This is a genomic window from Pedobacter borealis DSM 19626 (assembly GCF_000708285.2).
GTDB classification, from domain to species: Bacteria; Bacteroidota; Bacteroidia; order Sphingobacteriales; family Sphingobacteriaceae; genus Pedobacter; species Pedobacter borealis.
The window spans coordinates 1-17,037 of the sequence record NZ_JAUG01000122.1 but is presented as its reverse complement, the minus strand read 5'-3'; the positions used below and the strand labels follow the sequence as shown (position 1 = coordinate 17,037).

The window sequence follows — 17,037 nt, the reverse complement described above, 5'->3', positions numbered from 1 at the left end:
ACTCAGGTTATTAATTATGGCGGTGAGTATGGAATAGATTATAGTAAATGGTTTGTAGACAGAGATATCATTCCCATTTGATGTGAAAAATCATCTTTTTAAATGATTGACTGGCATGTATGCTCAGGCTACTTTTACTAAAAAAATTAAAACGATGAAGAAAGTAATTTTTATCTTTTTCCTCACTATTGGTGTGGGAGGGATAGTGCAAGCACAGGTATTGAGTAAACTCAAAGAAAAAGCAAAAACTGCGACGACAAACTCAATTGACCGATCAACCGATAAAGTTGTAGATCATGCTGTAAATAAAACGGCCGACAATGTTACCGATAAAGCAATGAACAAAGTCAGCGAAAAACTGAATAATCTATTTAAAAAGAAAAATAAGAAGCGTACCGATACCATACCCCCAACGGTTCCTGATTCGAGTAAAACAGCAATCAAGCCCAAAAATCAGAACAAATAAGTTTGTCTGCTAGAGGCAGGAAGCCATTTGCCATTGATGATTAAAAAACAAAAAAATAAACAGATGAAAAAGATCTTGAGCCTTTTAAGTACCCTGCTAATTGTAACAGGGCTTAAGGCGCAAAAAATAAATGTGCAAAAAGAAACAGTAAAACCAAAAACCGATACACTTGCCAAAAGTAGTATGGATAAACCATCAAAAACGGCAGGTAAAAAGGAGGTGAAAATTGCACCTGCAATAAAATATGCACCGACTTCAAAAGTTGTTCCTGTATCAACAAAAGCGGTCAAGATTGCTCGAGTAAATTAGTACCTGATAAAGTCAAAATAGACATTCCGATTTCAATCAATTCGTTTAGCGCCTGTTTAAATTTTATTATAAATGATTAGTATGTCAGTCTGTCCAAAGGACTCCTGTGGAGAGCGTAGTCGAAGACCCGTTTTTCGATATATTAAAAGCAATCGACTCCGCTCAGTGTGACAAAAATGTTAGATAAGTAAAATAATTGTATCAAATTTAAACAGGCTCTTAATATTCATCCTTTTCTCAGCGGATCAATTGGGACCACAGGATGAGGCTCTTATTGACACAGCTATCAGGAATAGTAGAGTTTTCATATGCTTTTTCAACTATTAGTTGTTTGCATTTGGAAAAACTTACACTTATATGCTGAATAATGTCTACTATATAACTAGATCACGCGACATTCTTAAATTGTTGCAATCTCCTTCAAATATGCGATTTAACGGACTTATTGCCGATGACTTAGAGAACCATATTAGAAATCTGCAGCTAAAAAAATCTGATCTCAATGCGCAAACGAAGACTACCGCCTGAAAGCAAAGGCGATTTTTAATAATAAACTCGTATAATTCTACAAAAATCACATTTAGTTAAAAAAAACACATTTTTATTTTTACATCACACGAGCTCAGCGACGATGGATTTAATCAAAAAGGCTAAAATTGACAGTCCATTAAGGGATACATTTTTATATTCTTAAAACTATTATCGCTCAGGGTTGTTGACATAGATCGGGTATTAATGTGAATGTACCTTCTTTAATTAAATAATTACCGCCCAGTATGGACTTAACTTCCCTAAATCAACTGTTTACCTTTAAGTCGATTTTTGAAAGCTTGGAAGACGCAGTAATCTGCCATGACATTGATTTTAAAATTACAGATATAAACCCCGCGGCAGCGCGACTGTTCGGTTTTACCAGGGAGCAGATCGGAAAGACAGTTTCCGGAATAATGGAAAAAGCCGTTTTTGAAGAGTATGAGCGTTTAGTGGATACTGTGCGGAGCGGTGCAAACGTTCAGGGTTTCCGTACTGTATGCCGATCGATAACAGGGGAAGACCTGCATGTTTCCATTACCATCTCTCCAATTACTGATGCCGAGCAAAAATTGATAGGCATTTCCCAAATGATCCGTGACATTTCGGATGGGTATACCGCTGATGAACAGCAAGCTACACTGGCAGCCATTATTGAAGGATCCGAAGATGCAATCGTCTCTAAAACGCTGGATGGTTTCATCACCAGCTGGAACAAGGGGGCACAAGGGATTTTTGGCTATTCTGCATCAGAGGTAATCGGGAAGCATATTACCATTCTCATCCCTCAAGACAGGATACATGAAGAAGATTACATTATCAATAAAGTAAGGGCAGGCCAAAGAATCGAACATTACAAGACAGTACGCCTGGCCAAAGACGGGACTGAAATACCTATATCGCTCACCGTATCACCCATAAGGAATAAGCAGGGCCGCATTATTGGGGTAAGTAAGATTGCGCGCAACATTACGGCCCAAAAACTCGCCGATGAGAAACAGGCCGCATTGGCTGCCATAGTGGAGAGTTCCGATGATGCCATCGTAAGCAAAACCCTTGCCGGCATAATCACTACATGGAATAAAGGGGCTGAAAATATTTTCGGTTATAGCGAAAACGAAGCCGTTGGCCGCCACATCTCTCTATTGATCCCGCCAGACCGTCTTGATGAAGAAGAACGCATCATAAGCAGTATCAAAAAAGGTGTAAAGATAGATCACTTTCAAACCATAAGGATAAGCAAGGAAAACAAGGAAATCCAGGTCTCTTTAACAGTTTCCCCGATAAAGAATAGTGATGGGATAATCATTGGCGCTTCAAAAGTAGCCAGGGATATCACTGCCCAGAGAGCATCAGAAAATGCCTTAAAAAGCAACTCCCAAAAGCTCATGATCCTGAATTCGATAGGTAAGAGCATCAGTGAACAACTGGATGTTAATGTCATTTTGCAGAAAGTGACCGATGCGACAACAGAACTTACCGGGGCGGCATTTGGCGCTTTCTTTTACAATAAAACCAATGAGGAAGGTGAATCTTACATGCTTTATACGCTCTCGGGCGCTCCTCGTGAGGCATTTGAAAAATTTGGTATGCCCCGTAATACAGCAGTATTCCACGCCACCTTCAGCGGTGAGGGGGTTGTGCGTGTAGACAACATCAGAAAAGATGAACGTTATGGCAAAATGGCTCCCCATTTTGGGATGCCCGATGGACACCTCCCTGTGGTCAGTTATCTGGCCGTACCTGTTATTTCCTCAACAGGGACGGTAATCGGCGGGCTTTTCTTTGGTCACCCAGAATCCGGCATATTTTTGCAGGATCATGAAGACCTGGTGGTTGGGGTTGCTTCTCAGGCAGCCATAGCACTCGATAACTCTAAACTTTTTGAAGAGGTTAAAACCCTTAGTCTTAAAAAAGATGAATTTATAGCCTTGGCTTCCCATGAACTCAAAACACCACTTACCTCTATGAGCGGCTTTCTTCAGGTGCTTCAAAAAACAGCTTCAGATGGTCTGAACAAAGTTTTTTTAGACAAGGCGATCAAGCAGGTAGACAAACTCAATATCCTTATCAACGACCTGTTTGACATTTCCAAAGTCCAGGCCGGCAAATTACAGTTCAATTTTGAACGGCTAGACCTTGGTGCACTGATCGGTGATATCTGCGAAACATTTGAGCAGACCGTTCCCGGACACAATTATATTTATGTCCGCGAGGGAGATCTTGTATTACAGGGGGATAAAATGAGGATGGAACAGGTAATCACTAACCTGATTGGCAATGCTGTAAAGTATGCGCCCCACTCCCGGGATATTAATATAACGGCTGTAAACCATAACCATGAAATAATTATTTCTGTAATAGACTATGGCGCAGGGATTCCTGCCGCCGAACAGGCCCATATATTCAGCCAGTTTTACAGGGTAAGAGAAAAGGACCGTAATATATCCGGACTTGGGCTGGGCCTTTACATTACCAAGGAGATTATTGAACGCCATGGAGGGCGGATATGGGTGGAAAGCGAACCCGGTAAAGGTGCTGCATTTAAATTTGCGGTCCCTGTATGCAACACACACATTAACATCTAATCTAACAAAGACAAACACAAATGAGCAAAAAATTAGTTTATGTCCTGGAGGACGACGCGGATATCAGTGAAGTGGTCAGTTATATCCTGTCCGAAGAAGGCTATGAAGTAAATGGCTGCCCTACCGTTGCGGCGTTCAACCATATGATCTCGCAGAGATTGCCTGATATAGCGATTCTTGATATCATGTTGCCCGACGGTAACGGACTCGATATCTGCAGGCAATTGCGCATGGATGAGCGTACCTCAGTCATTAATATCATCATGATGTCTGCCAACACAACCAAGAACGAAATTATGGGTTCGGGCTGTGGCGCAGAATTTATAGCAAAGCCCTTTAATATCGACCATTTCGTTGCCCGGGTAAACCGGTATGCCTAAATTGGTTTAACACCATGTCCAATACTGAAAAATGTTTACAGTTTTTGAGGTTGGTAAAAACTTGACAATTGTAACCCTGATATGAGTTGACAAATTGTCGACGGTTCAGCTTCCGCTAATAATGAGGGCGATTCTATTAAAATATTATCTTACTTTTTGAGTTATGCTAGTTTTAAAGGAACCGGTCTTGGCGGATTTCCAAAATAGAAAGCTTGGAGATAGATAGCTAATGCCCGGAAATATGGCATTGTAAAAGAGAACTAGTTAAAATACGTTCTGTTAAAAAGCAACGCAGCAAAATAGTACCACCTCAATGTGTTCTGTTGAAAAAAATGGAACAATTAGCGCTGCATTATATATATTTGGATAATCTTCAGATCAAGAAATTGTTATAACTCACCCCCCCGAATGACAAGAAAACCTACGAGCGGTCCCATCAGAAATAAAGAATCGACAAAACAAAAACTTCTGGCCGCTGTTGGTAAAATCTTAAAAAACGACGGTTTTACCGGCTTAAACGTTAGCAAAGTAGCATTAAAAGCCGAAGTAGACCGAAAATTGGTTTATGATTATTTCGGCAGTATGGAAGGCCTGGTAAAGGAATACCTGAACAACAGCGATTTTTATACTGCAAATATCGATCAGTCAAAAGAAATAATCGAGCAAAACAGAGGCGACCGGGGCAAAGATATGTTGTATCATTTATTGGAAGATCAGCTCGATTCTTTAATTGCAAATGAAGAAATGCGAAAAATCATCAGTTGGGGGGTGTGCGAAAGTTCAAAAGTGCTAGAGGAGTTAAATGAGAGACGTGAATCTCTGGGAGAGCAGTTTTTTAGTGAACTTACTGACGAATACTTTAAAGGCAAAGACAAAAACATCAGGCCGGTTGCTGCCCTTCTAATTGGGGGTATATATTACATTACCTTGATTGCTCATACGAATAATGGCCTGATCTGTGGAGTTGATATCAGGAAAGAGGAAGCACAGGCCGAAATAAAGAAGACCATTAAACAAATCATTGAATGGGCATACCTGTAGCCATTTCTAAATAAGCTATTGTAGTACAATCAATTAAAAGAAAGGTTCGACTTCCTTTGCCACCAGTTCCAGAGACTCATTCTGAAAACATTTTCCACAGAAATAAGATCAGTTAAAATCAAGAACCACGGATGGAATTATTGATTTGTGCTGTGCTTTAGATTTCAAACTAAACACTAAGAGCCTGTTTAAATTTGATACAATTATTTTACTTATCTAACATTTTTATCACACTGAGGCTTAATTTATTCACAAAAATCAATATGAATGACAGATGGATAAAACAGGTGAATGGTCTTGAAGTATCGTCATTTCGACCGCAGTGTTCCAAAGGAACTCCTTTGGAGGAGAAATCTTTTAACTTTGATTCAATAATTTGGTACAAAGATCTCTCCTCCCGAAAGTTCGGGACTGCGCTACAGGAGATGACGACCATTCTATTGGAGCCTGTCAATGATAGCAGAGTCGATTGCTTTTAATATATCGAAAAACGGGTCTTCGACTACGCTCTCCACAGGAGTCCTTTGGACAGACTGACATACTAATAATTTATAATGAAATTTAAACAGGCTCTAATATTGGATAAACCTTATTTTTCTGTGGAAATAGCATCCGTTATACGAAAAAAGTCAAAGTCGGCCGCGCCGCCTATATTTTTTGTAGCATAATTAAACAAAGCAAAACGATAGCCCATGAAATGTGGAATGTCGTATTTCATCTTCAAAGGTCGCCCTATTGCTTTCCAAACTTTTCCATCAAGACTGTAAAAGAAACTAGCTTCATCTTTCCCATTAAGCGCATAAAGGTGATTAGCTTCATCGTTCTTGCCGGTAAAATCGCAATCGATTCTGAAGTAAATTTGGTCTTGATTCAATGGAATTCGCTGTACTTCGACAGGCTTATCATGATCAGTAGTGATCATTACTATCAATTTTTGACCCGCATCCATTTTAACGCCTACTGATCCATACTCTTTTTGGAAAGCTGAGCAGCCGGCAAAATCGCCGTCTTTCATTTTGGAAACATCCAGGGCAACAGAAGCTGAGCTGGTTGGACCAATAGTGCGTTGTGTAAGTGTGTTTCTGGCCTGAAGAAAATCAGTGTCGATTCTTCCTGTTTTGAGGCGCAGGAATCCTTTTCTTTCTGTTACAGACCACAAGCTATTATCAGGGTTATGGTTCCATTGCCAAGCCAGCGGCAAAGCAGGTTCACCTTTTTTACGGATGAACTCATCAGAAGCCACAATACCTGGGATTAAACCTTTACTGGCCGGCAGGTCTAGCTGTTGGGGGACTTTACCATTTTCTGCTAATACAGGCCAGCCATCTTCCCACTTAACAGGAACCAGATAAGGAACGCGGCCAACCGCAGCAAAATCGCGGAAAAGATAAGAGAACCAACGTCCATCGGGCGTGTTGATCAGTCCGCCTTGAGCAATTCCTCTATCCTGTAAGCCAACTTTTCCTTCCCAAGGGCCATTGATATGATCTGCCCTATGTATAAGTACAGTTCGCATTCCACCGCGTGGTGCGCAAATATTAAATAAATAATATTTGTCTTTTACTTTAAATAATTGAGATCCTTCAGCACTAAGGCCTACTTCTTTTCCTGTTGGTGCGCTGGCATTCTCGATGAGAACCCGCTCCGCAACGCCTGGTTTAACTCCTGTTAGATCCTCACTTAATTCAACAATTTTTAGTCTTTCTGCGCCATGAATTAAATATACTTTGCCATCATCATCAAAAAACAAGGAATTGTCATGATACGCTGGCTTAAAAGAAATTCGTTCCCAATTTCCTTTTTCTATATCTTTTGTTTTAAAAATATAGGTTTCACCTGTGGTTGATGCAAATGTGCTTACATAATAGGTGCCATTATGGAAACGAATAGAACTTGCCCACGAACCCTGTCCATACATGTTTTTGCCATTTATGAGATTTGTTGCGTCAACATTTGCCAAAGTATCATAGGCATAATTGATAATTTTCCAATTGACAAGATCTGTCGATTTCATAATGGGTACACCGGGGCTCATGTGCATCGTTGTACTGCTCATGTAATAGCTATTGCCTACACGTACTATTGAAATATCTGGTACATCTGCATAAATAATGGGATTAGTGGCTTTTTGTGCGTATAAACACGGTACTATAAGGGTGATCATTAGGGCTATTATGCATAACCTATAAATCGCATTTTTTATATTTTCATTTGGGTTTTTCATTCTTAACCAATTTTAATTGTAATTAGCATTAATAAACCTGCAACCGGAATTAACGAGTGAATTTCCATTCATCGAACAAAAAGTCCTCTCCATTAAACACAAAATAAATATTCGTTACTCCTTTATCTATTTTCAGGTCTATTTTCTTTGAAAGTGTAGTCCAGTCCTTCTCATCACATGTAAGGGAAACAAGAGGAGTACCTTTAAGATTATTTACATAAACATCAATTTTACCTTTTCCTTTCACCCTGGCTTCGAATTTGGCAGGAATCTGTTTGCTAAAATCGGCTTCTCGCACCATAATACATTGTTGATCTGCTTTTCCTTTGGCAACCATATTGCCTGGATTACCAACAGCTTCGAACTGAACTTGCCCCGAAGTGCCTGCAGTGGTTTCTGCCTGCTGAAGCACGAATGGATTTAGTGGATTAAGTTGTGATGGACCTTTAAAAGTTGCGTTGACCATGGGGATATTCACATTCTTTTCATCCACCTGTATTGGTTCGATACCCACATTACGAAAACCACCCTTAGTACCAAAATAATCCTGTAAATACATGGCATGGTAAGCAATATAATATTTCCCTTTAAACTTGAAAAGGTGAGTGTGGTTGTTTGTAAAAGGCCCCACTTTAACCTCGCCAGTATTTTTAAAATAATTATCGCGATACTTCCAGCTCTCCGGACTTAAGGGTGTTTTACTGGTCATATAAGACATGTTACATTTGGTTGGTTTGTCGATATTGCTATAAGGCCATTCTGTGCGTTCTTCCCAATTTGTATTATAGGTATAAACCCAGGTTCCGTTGATGAAATTAAGGTCGCTCGCCTCAAAAAAATAAGGAGCAGGTATCTTAGCAACATCGCTGGCCAAACTGATCATATCTGCTCCTAGTTTGACGATTCTGGAATTATCCGGCATGTATTTTGTTTTTGGCGTTCCAGCCCCAAAAGCCAGCCAGCCTATACCCTGATCGTCAATCACAACTCCAGGATCGAATGGAGCATCAACATCCACACCGGGAACAGAACGGTCGACTATGTTCTTTCCCAATGGGTCTTTCCATGGGCCAACCGGAGAGGTGGAAGTAAGCACCGCTGAGCCACCACCGCCATTGGAGTAATACAAATAGAAGTGCGTCTTGCCATCTGCTTCCTTTCTAGATGTAATGGAAGGCGCCCAGGAGTTCTGACTCCATGGTGCCAGCTCGGCAGTATTGATAAGGCCATGATAGGTCCAGTTAACCATATCATCGGAAGACATCATCACCAGCGTACGGATCCGCTCGTATGAATTTTTTCCATCCTTTCCTACATGCTCATACTGTTGATGATCATTAGTGGCATACACATAAATTCTTCCATTGTATTCTACAGCTGTTGGATCGGCCGTAAACATAAAATCTAATAAGGGATTGGCATTATTGGAGATAAGTTTTGGCGAAACATTTGCGAATTTTTCTTCCAGGTTTTCTTTAACCATTTTCGGTTTACCCGCATTCGTCTGAGCTTTTGCGAATTCTCTGCCGCCCAGAAAAGCCATAACAACGGCTGTACTTAACAATACTTTTTTTCTAAACATGTTTTTTATTTTATTTAACGAATACCCGTTAAGGGTTAATTTTCAGTTGATTAATTATTCTTTAAGGAAGATCTTATTTATCGAATCTCCACCAGTTGAAATTGAACAGATCGCCTTGACTGCCTTTAAAAACAAAGTACATATCATGAACACCCTTTGTCTTCTTTACTTGAGTTGAAACGGTGGTCCAACTTTGCAAGCCTCCTGTGTTTTTAACTTCACAGGCCCCCAATAGTTCTCCTTCGAGGCTACCCATATGTATTTCGATAAAACCACCTGACGCCGATGAAACATTTGCCTGAAATATTCCTGCTCCGTTCTTAAAATCAACAGTTCGGACTTTGATAAAATCGCCATTGTTGATTTCGGTTACATAAACTCTGGCGTTGTTGCTGCGTTCGGTTTCAATTCCCTGCTCCCAGGCTATAGTTTCCGCTTCCTGGCGGATGAATGGATTTAAATGTTCAACAGGTTTTACGCCTTCGGTTGTTGGCGTTATCCGCGGAACGCTCCCATCCTTGTTATACTGAAACTCATCTACACAAACGGAACGGGTAAAACCTCCACCACCTGGCAATGCAGCGTTATGATAGAACAAATACGATTTGCCTTTATAATCGATCACACCTGGATGATTGGTAAAAGCACCTCCCTTGCCAATTACCCGCATAGTGGTATCCCGGTAAACCCATGGTCCGGTTGGGCCTGTACTGGTTGAGTAAGCCAAATGTTCAGGTACACCTCCTGCAGCATAATGCATATAGTACAGGTTTTTGCGTTTGTAAAACCATGGAGCTTCTTCGTATGCTGAAGGCCTTTTATCAACATCTTGATATCGTACATTAAAACCTTCTTTATTCAACGGCACCGTAACTACCTCGCCAGCGTAAGAAATCATATCCGGATTCATCTTTACGTATTTAAGATAAGGGTTCCCCCAATAGAGATATGCTTGACCATCGCCATCAATAAACACTGTGGGGTCGATATCTCCGTAACCGCTGTGAACCAGTGGTTTTCCAAGCGCATCTTTAAACGGACCTGTAGGACCATCAGAAACAGCCACCCCGATTGACATTCCGATCGTTTCATGGGTCATAGGTACGTACCAGTAAAACTTTCCATTCCTGGCAATGCATTGCCCAGCCCAGGCATCCTGCTTAGCCCAGATGAACGTTTTAACCGACAGGGGCGATCCGCGGTCTGTCCAGTTCACCATATCGGTAGATGTGAAACAATGCCAGTTTTTCATCACAAACACAGTCGATTTATCTTCATCGTGCCCGGTGTACAGGTAAACGGTATCTTTGTATACCATCGGCGCCGGATCGGCTGTATAAATGGTTTGTATAATCGGGTTTTGAGCCTGTACGCTCGCTGCAGCAAAAAGAGCTGTTACCTGTAAAACTATCTTTCTGATATTCATTGTTGATCTAATTTGTGTGTGTATTATAATTGCAATTAATTTTAAGTTTAAATTCATGGTTTCAGCGAGATTACCTATATGTAGTAAGAGTTTAGAAAATCAGTCGTCATTTCGACTGAAGCGCAGCGAAATGGAGAAATCTTTTAACATACTTCATTCAAAGATTTCTCCTCCAAAGGAGTTCCTTTGGAACACTGCGGTCGAAATGACGATTCTGCGGACCCTGTCATCACCCCTCCTTTGTTTTTCTAAAACTACCCCCTCAGGATGACAAATCTATATTTATGATACAACCTCTTTTTAAATTCAATGCTATGCATGAACCTCTACAAAAAGTATTTCGATTTATTTATAGTATTTCTTACTATTTACTTACCTCCTGCAATAAGGGCATCTAACATAGGTTGATCCTTTACCACATTATTAGCTCTGTCTAACATAAAACCTATCTCCCAATAGAATGGCAGAATACCATTCGCTTTAGCCTGTTTGGTCAGATAATATGTCCAGTCATTTACAGACTTGTTGTGCATAGCCAGATCCTTAGGAAGATAATTCGGGTTGTTAATCGCATTCCTTCTCCAGGCTGCATATTCACCCAGCATCACAGGGATACCTTTATCGACAAACTTTTGTTTAATATTTTTGAATTCAGTATCGATCGCATCCTCTTCTCCATAGGTAGCGTTGCGTTCTGGCTCAATAGTAGAATGATTACCTTTCCCCCAGTAGTAAGCCATCTTGCCCCAACTTACATCTCCATCTGTTAGTATCGTAAATGTAGAAGGCGTGTAGTCATGCACCTCGACCATCAACTTATTAGGGATTTCGTCTTTTGGCATCGTATTCATCAAAGTAAAAGTTTTAGTAGGGTCAGTGCTGGGGCCTTGCACAACCAGCACCCGGTAACTGTTCCTGCCTCCTGTAGAACGAACCGCCTTGATGAATGTTTCGTGATAACTATTGAGTATGGCCATCTGCTCGGCATTTTCAACCGCAGGTTCATTCGTGCCGGCAAAAATAAGGTGTTCGTCAAAATCACGCATGGTTGTGGCAATCTGCTCCCAAAGCGCTTTTAGTCTCGCATTAATTTCCTCTTGCTTTGCCGCATTTACATTATTTTCGAGCCAGCCATTATCTCCGTGCGTATTCAGCATCACATACATATCATTAGCTACACACCATCCAACTACTTCTTTCACCCGGTTAAGCCATGCCTGGTCGATTTCTGCTTTATCGGGATCACTTAAATGACTCCAATTCCAGTTACAAGGAATCCGTACCGTATTGAATCCCATTTGCTTTACAAATTTCACATACGATTCGGTTAGTTTACTATTCTGCCACTCACCTTCTTTTGGGGATTCCATGGTATTGCCAAAATTTATTCCCAAATGCATTTTTGCCGCCAGTTGTACAGCCGTACTACTCGTACCGGTTGCATCGGGTGCTTTTGGCGATAAATTATATGTTGGATATAAATTACCTACTTGTGTAATCTTAATTCTCCTGGCCTGGCCATTACCAGATTTAATCGTAACCACACCATAACGCGATGCACCTGTACCATTACCGGAAAATTTTAGCTGTAACTGTGTAGCACCTGCTCCGCCCGCTGTGCGATCTATCTCTATCCAAGGTACCGCATCATTGATAGCTGCTGTCCATGCGTCGTTGCTGGTAATCGTCACTTCTGTACGCTCGCCATCTGCCTGCGCTTTAATATCCAATGAAGAAACTTCCAGCTCTGCTGCAACCTCTGACTTCTTACAGGAAAAGGAGAATAAGGCGATAACGATCAGGAAACCTAAAAATATCCCGTAACTTCTATTTTTCATGTTTATAATATTTTTCATTTTGGTTAGATTATAATTTATTTTTTCACGACCCTCAAATTGTCGAAGGCTTTTTTTACTACCAGTCTTTTGAAAAATTTATTTCAACTTACATATTGTCAAAAACCTGATTTCTTTTAACTTTTAAAGTTTTGCTGTATTGCTGTTGGCCATATAGATCCCAGAAGCAAGGAATTCGAATGGGGTTGAAACCGATTTCTTTAGCCAGATTGACATATGCCTGGGTAACCAGCATTCACTGCTTTTGCAAGAGATTGTTTCCCGGCCAGACTTCCGAGTTCTTGTTTTTGGCACCTCGTAAACATAGGGATGACTACGATGCCGAAAGGATAATTTACTGTTCTCATATAGGGATATAATTGGTTTCTATTAAAAAATCGATCAACAGAGGGATACTTGCTAAAATTTCCTTAACCAGATATTGCGATAGCTGATCGGTTCACTTTTATCTCCATGACTCTGCAATTTAATTGGTGAGGCGCCATGTTTTCTGTAGGTTGGCTGGCCTATATATGGTGTATCTCCTTTGAGTATGGTGGCATTCTGCACGAGAATGCCATTATGAAAAACTGTCGCTACAGCCGGTGACTTTACAGAACCGTCTTCGTTAAAACGGGGAGCTGTCCAGGCTACATCATAGGTTTGCCACTCTCCTGGTTTTAAACAGGCATTTACCAACGGTGGCGATTGTTTGTAGAGACTACCAGCCTGCCCATTTACGTAGGTTTTATTGTCGTAATTGTCCAGCACCTGCAACTCATATCCGCCGGCACCCCAGGGAATAGCAGCCAGAAATATACCACTGTTACCTCGGCCCTGGCCGCTTCCGCTTATATTTTCTGGAATCCTGTATTCAATGTGAAGCTGAAAATCCATAAACTTCGCTTTTGTCTGGAGATCACCCACAGACTTATCCACAGTCATGATCCCATCAGCTAACTTCCATCTTTTTGCTGACGCAGTATCGCCGGAGTTTACCCACTGATCCAGATCTTTCCCGTCAAAAAGAAGTATGGCATCTGAAGGCGCTCCTCCTGGCACTTTAGCCAGACTTACCTTTGCAGGTACGGGGGTCCATACTTCCGTATCTTCTGGCTTAGCAGGCTGTTGTGCCTGAACGAGCAGTGCATTTGTTACGAGTATCCCAACAATTAATATTGATCGTTTCATATTATTGATTGATTTTCTTTAGCTATTGATGCATTATTTATTTAATGATTTGATCCAGGTCGCAATTTTTTTCACCTCATCTTTTGGAACATTGGTCATTGGCGGCATCGGCGTGGAGTAACCCCGCCAATGCTCTGGTTTAGGCGTATAAATCAGGCTTATTAATTCCTCAACCGTATACTTTTTGGTGGAAATCTCTTTAAAAGAGGGGCCAACTTGTCGTTTATCCGGGTTGTGGCAAGCCAGGCAGGTATTTTTAGTTAGCAGCCCTTTCACCTGCTCATAAGTTGGAATTTTCACTACTGATGTTTTTCCACCTGATGAAGACTTTTTGCTTTGTGCCAAAGGCAGCGTTTTAGTTGAGGCCGAATTTTTGGTACTTACTTCTGTAAGGCTAAGCGCTTTGCCTTCCGGAATATTATTTAAGGTATAATATGCTGTTGGATGTACCAGACTATAGTAGTTTTCTTGTGATCGGATACCATCCAAAGTAATGTTGTGAATATATCCTTTGCGCAGGCCGGCTACAATAATTCGGGCAGTGAGGCCATCAGCTGAAACGCGAACGCCCTTTACATTGCATTTTTGGTTATTTACCGGCGGACTTCCATACACACTATGGTATTTATAAATAAAGCTTTCCACTGAATAAGAAGCAAGATCTAAGGCGTATTTCTTATCAACAGGTTTGGTGAACGCTATTTCAAACCCGTCAGGCATGGCTTTGATGCTGTGCATTTCAAAAGGGATTTTGTTGTTCCAAACCAGTCGCTGGATCCCCTCCGTGGCCTCACCGGCCGAACCCCATCCCCTGTTGGTCTCGCCGGCGAACAATGATCCATCCTTCCCCCAAGCCAGACGCACAATACCCGACTGAAATCCACTTCTGAAAGGCCATGCGGCCCCCTGATATTCTCCGTTTATTTTTTCCATAAACACACGGCTAACCATACTCTGTCCCTGGTCACCCACCAGAAGCTGGCCAGCGAAAGGGCCAAAGGAGCCTTGAGGAATTTTTACGATCTCAGAATTTGAAATACCCAGAATTCCGTGAGGCAGCCACACCGCGGGTATTTGCAGTTCAGGAAAGTTCTTCTTCATATCCATCTCGGTTATCACCTTTGCATTCACATCGTTCTCTGGCTTTACACTGTTTCCCTTGCTGTCGTAAATCATCTTTGTCTCATTCTTAGCAAAGAACTGTTCTGTGGTCAATTTTATTGGAGACTGCGGCAGATTAGCCCACACCAAGCTGGCTGGATGCCCCATAAATGCACCTTTTTTCACTTGCATGATACTTCCGGAGCCAACCCAATCGCCTTGATTATCAGTATAAAAAAGCTGATCATCAATCATACTAATTCCGCAAGGCGAGCGCATACCTGCAGCCCAAGGCTCTACTCTTCCATCTTCAAAAATATGGAGTGCCCAGCCCCTCCATGGAACCATACTTGTCGGGTTCCACCAGGTTGGCAGAAATCCAAGATTCAGGGTTATAAAAAAAGATCCATCGGCAGCTAGCTTAGGGCCAAAACTATACTCATGGTAATTTCCAGACAATGGCCATGCGTATATGGTTTCAAAATCATCGGCCACTCCATCGTTGTTTGTATCTGTCATTTTGGTCAGCTCCCCACGCTGAACGCAATAAAATGATCCATTTTTATAGGCAAGTCCAAGCACTTCATGAAGGCCTGAAGCAAACTTTTGAAATGTTGGTTTCAGTGAAGACGGATTTTTCACAATGAAAACATCCCCCCTCCTGGTAGTGACTCCCAGATCGCCGTTAGGTAATGTACAGAGTCCGCCCACTTCGAGGATTGCTCCTTCGGGAGCGGGCACTTTCATGATCTTAAAATAATCTTCTTCCTTTGGAGATTCCGCCTGAGCAAAGCAGCTGATTGACATCAATATAAATGTCATTGTCAACAGGCACGAAATACCGTTTTTATAATAATTGAAATAAATACTCATCTGGCTATTGGTTAAAAAGAATGGCGTAAATGATCTTTCCCTGGAATGGAACCAAGAGTTCCTGAGTTCCTTGTATTGTTCTGATGATAGGCTTCAATGCGGCTTCATCCTCAACCGTAATGGAATAAGCTTTATCTACAAGAACATATTTACCATTCCCCTTCGGTTCAATCCTATCTGCCCTGGCGAGGCACAGGTATAAATCATTGGCATTTCCCCCTGGCTCAATTTCACGTCGGATGCCCTGGCCACCATCAATGACCCTCGTCGCATCCTTAACACTCAATCCATAGGTACGGTATTTAAACACTGGCAGACCTGAGGCATCAAGTGTATAGCCCTTCGGTTTGAAGCCTGATCCGGCCGTGTCTTTTTTAAACTCACTTTTTAATGTTGCCAACTGCTGAATCTGGGGCATGGCATCACCGATCTGGATTGCCTTTCCGAGTGGCCGCGAAGAACCATCGCCCCTATCGTGCCACATTGGTGTCGCATCCAGAAATCCTCCTTTCCACAATAGTACCAATTGGCCATTGTCGGCGTCGTAGGTATAATGTACTTGCAACGGACTACCTATGCTGATGGCATGCGTAACCCGTTTAGCACTATCAAGATCAATAAAGCTCCTGAGCAGGATATTGCGTTCTGCCTTAATGATTATTGGCTCAACTTTGGTCTCCTGTGCAATAGCCGATCTGCCCGTCAAACAAAAGGCCGATGCACAGGCAATGAAAAAATAAGAATATAAATTCATGCTTATCTGTATAATATTTGGTTAATTAAGTGTGTTGGTTTCGCATTATTTTTAAAATTGGGCTACTGACTGGTTCATAACTTATCAATGTATACCCGTTTCTTTCCTTTTATCGTCGCGCACTATCTAACAGCGATCTTCAGCTTTTGAGAAATATTGCCTGAGGAGTTTCCCCGTTGAAGCATAAAGTCTCCCGCCTCGATGTTCCAGTTATTTTTCCCCTCATCATAGTTAGTGATCAACGAAACTTTTGTGTACATGCCGCCTTACTCCTTTTTTTGTATTTCTCATAATTAGTAAGAGGTGTGGATAAGCTTCTTCTCGATAATTGGTTATTAGCGTCAAAATTAGGTCAAGGATACCATTTGGGATAGATCAGATCTTTCAATTTCCGCAAGAAATGTTACACAAGCGTTATATTGAGTGCTAAAAATCCTTTTTTGCTAAATGTTGATGGTGGTCTGATCGATTTCTTGCCGGCTAAATAATTGACCATGCGCTGGCGTGAGTTGAGAGGGTCGTCATTGCGAGGAGGAACGACGAAGCAATCTTACTATGGGTTATAGCGACCGCATTAAGATTGCTTCGTCGGCTGAAAAAGCCTTCTCGCAATGACGATTCCTACCATTGACAGGTTCCTAAAGAAAGGTCGTCATTGCGAGGCACGAAGCAATCTTAATGCGCACGCTAGTAGCGATCGTTGTAAGATTGCTTCGTCGGCTGAAAAAGCCTTCTC

General features: G+C 41.5%; 13 protein-coding genes. 5 read left to right on the top strand and 8 right to left on the bottom strand.

Annotated elements, in window-relative coordinates; genetic code table 11:
• Window positions 1-154: 154 nt before the first annotated feature.
• From AW17_RS21745 to AW17_RS21725, 5 genes are all read left to right on the top strand, one after another.
• Window positions 155-466, top strand: a complete 312-nt coding sequence (locus AW17_RS21745) for a hypothetical protein (RefSeq protein ID WP_157280391.1) — start codon at window positions 155-157, stop codon at window positions 464-466.
• 36 nt (window positions 467-502) lie between these two features.
• Window positions 503-775, top strand: coding sequence for a hypothetical protein (locus AW17_RS21740; RefSeq protein WP_029280077.1), 273 nt, complete (start codon window positions 503-505; stop codon window positions 773-775).
• 776 nt (window positions 776-1,551) lie between these two features.
• Complete coding sequence (locus AW17_RS21735) at window positions 1,552-3,894, top strand: PAS domain S-box protein (RefSeq protein WP_083488802.1); 2,343 nt, start codon at window positions 1,552-1,554, stop codon at window positions 3,892-3,894.
• A 20-nt stretch (window positions 3,895-3,914) separates the two neighbouring features.
• On the top strand, window positions 3,915-4,274 hold the full coding sequence (locus tag AW17_RS21730) for a response regulator transcription factor (protein WP_029280073.1): 360 nt from the start codon (window positions 3,915-3,917) through the stop codon (window positions 4,272-4,274).
• 408 nt (window positions 4,275-4,682) lie between these two features.
• Complete coding sequence (locus AW17_RS21725; RefSeq protein WP_029280071.1) at window positions 4,683-5,315, top strand: TetR/AcrR family transcriptional regulator; 633 nt, start codon at window positions 4,683-4,685, stop codon at window positions 5,313-5,315.
• Between the two features lie 589 nt (window positions 5,316-5,904).
• Here AW17_RS21725 and AW17_RS21715 read toward each other — a convergent pair.
• The 8 genes from AW17_RS21715 to AW17_RS24350 all read right to left on the bottom strand — a co-directional run bounded on the left by AW17_RS21715 (window position 5,905) and on the right by AW17_RS24350 (window position 16,561).
• A complete protein-coding gene (locus AW17_RS21715; protein WP_036670644.1) occupies window positions 5,905-7,479 on the bottom strand; it encodes a glycoside hydrolase family 43 protein in 1,575 nt (524 codons plus the stop codon).
• Between the two features lie 109 nt (window positions 7,480-7,588).
• Complete coding sequence (locus AW17_RS21710) at window positions 7,589-9,121, bottom strand: glycoside hydrolase family 43 protein (RefSeq protein WP_029280066.1); 1,533 nt, start codon at window positions 9,119-9,121, stop codon at window positions 7,589-7,591.
• A 73-nt stretch (window positions 9,122-9,194) separates the two neighbouring features.
• Complete coding sequence (locus AW17_RS21705) at window positions 9,195-10,547, bottom strand: glycoside hydrolase family 43 protein (protein WP_029280064.1); 1,353 nt, start codon at window positions 10,545-10,547, stop codon at window positions 9,195-9,197.
• 368 nt (window positions 10,548-10,915) lie between these two features.
• A complete protein-coding gene (locus tag AW17_RS21700; RefSeq protein WP_029280062.1) occupies window positions 10,916-12,403 on the bottom strand; it encodes a cellulase family glycosylhydrolase in 1,488 nt (495 codons plus the stop codon).
• 399 nt (window positions 12,404-12,802) lie between these two features.
• Window positions 12,803-13,573 (bottom strand): 3-keto-disaccharide hydrolase, encoded by a 771-nt coding sequence (locus tag AW17_RS21695; RefSeq protein ID WP_029280060.1) that lies wholly within the window; start codon window positions 13,571-13,573, stop codon window positions 12,803-12,805.
• Between the two features lie 33 nt (window positions 13,574-13,606).
• A complete protein-coding gene (locus tag AW17_RS21690) occupies window positions 13,607-15,547 on the bottom strand; it encodes a c-type cytochrome (protein ID WP_029280058.1) in 1,941 nt (646 codons plus the stop codon).
• A gap of 4 nt (window positions 15,548-15,551) precedes the next feature.
• Window positions 15,552-16,301, bottom strand: coding sequence for a hypothetical protein (locus AW17_RS21685; protein WP_051692030.1), 750 nt, complete (start codon window positions 16,299-16,301; stop codon window positions 15,552-15,554).
• 122 nt (window positions 16,302-16,423) lie between these two features.
• Window positions 16,424-16,561 carry a hypothetical protein gene (locus AW17_RS24350; protein WP_157280390.1) on the bottom strand — a complete coding sequence of 46 codons (138 nt, stop codon included), beginning with the start codon at window positions 16,559-16,561 and terminating at the stop codon, window positions 16,424-16,426.
• Between the last annotated feature and the right edge of the window lie 476 nt (window positions 16,562-17,037).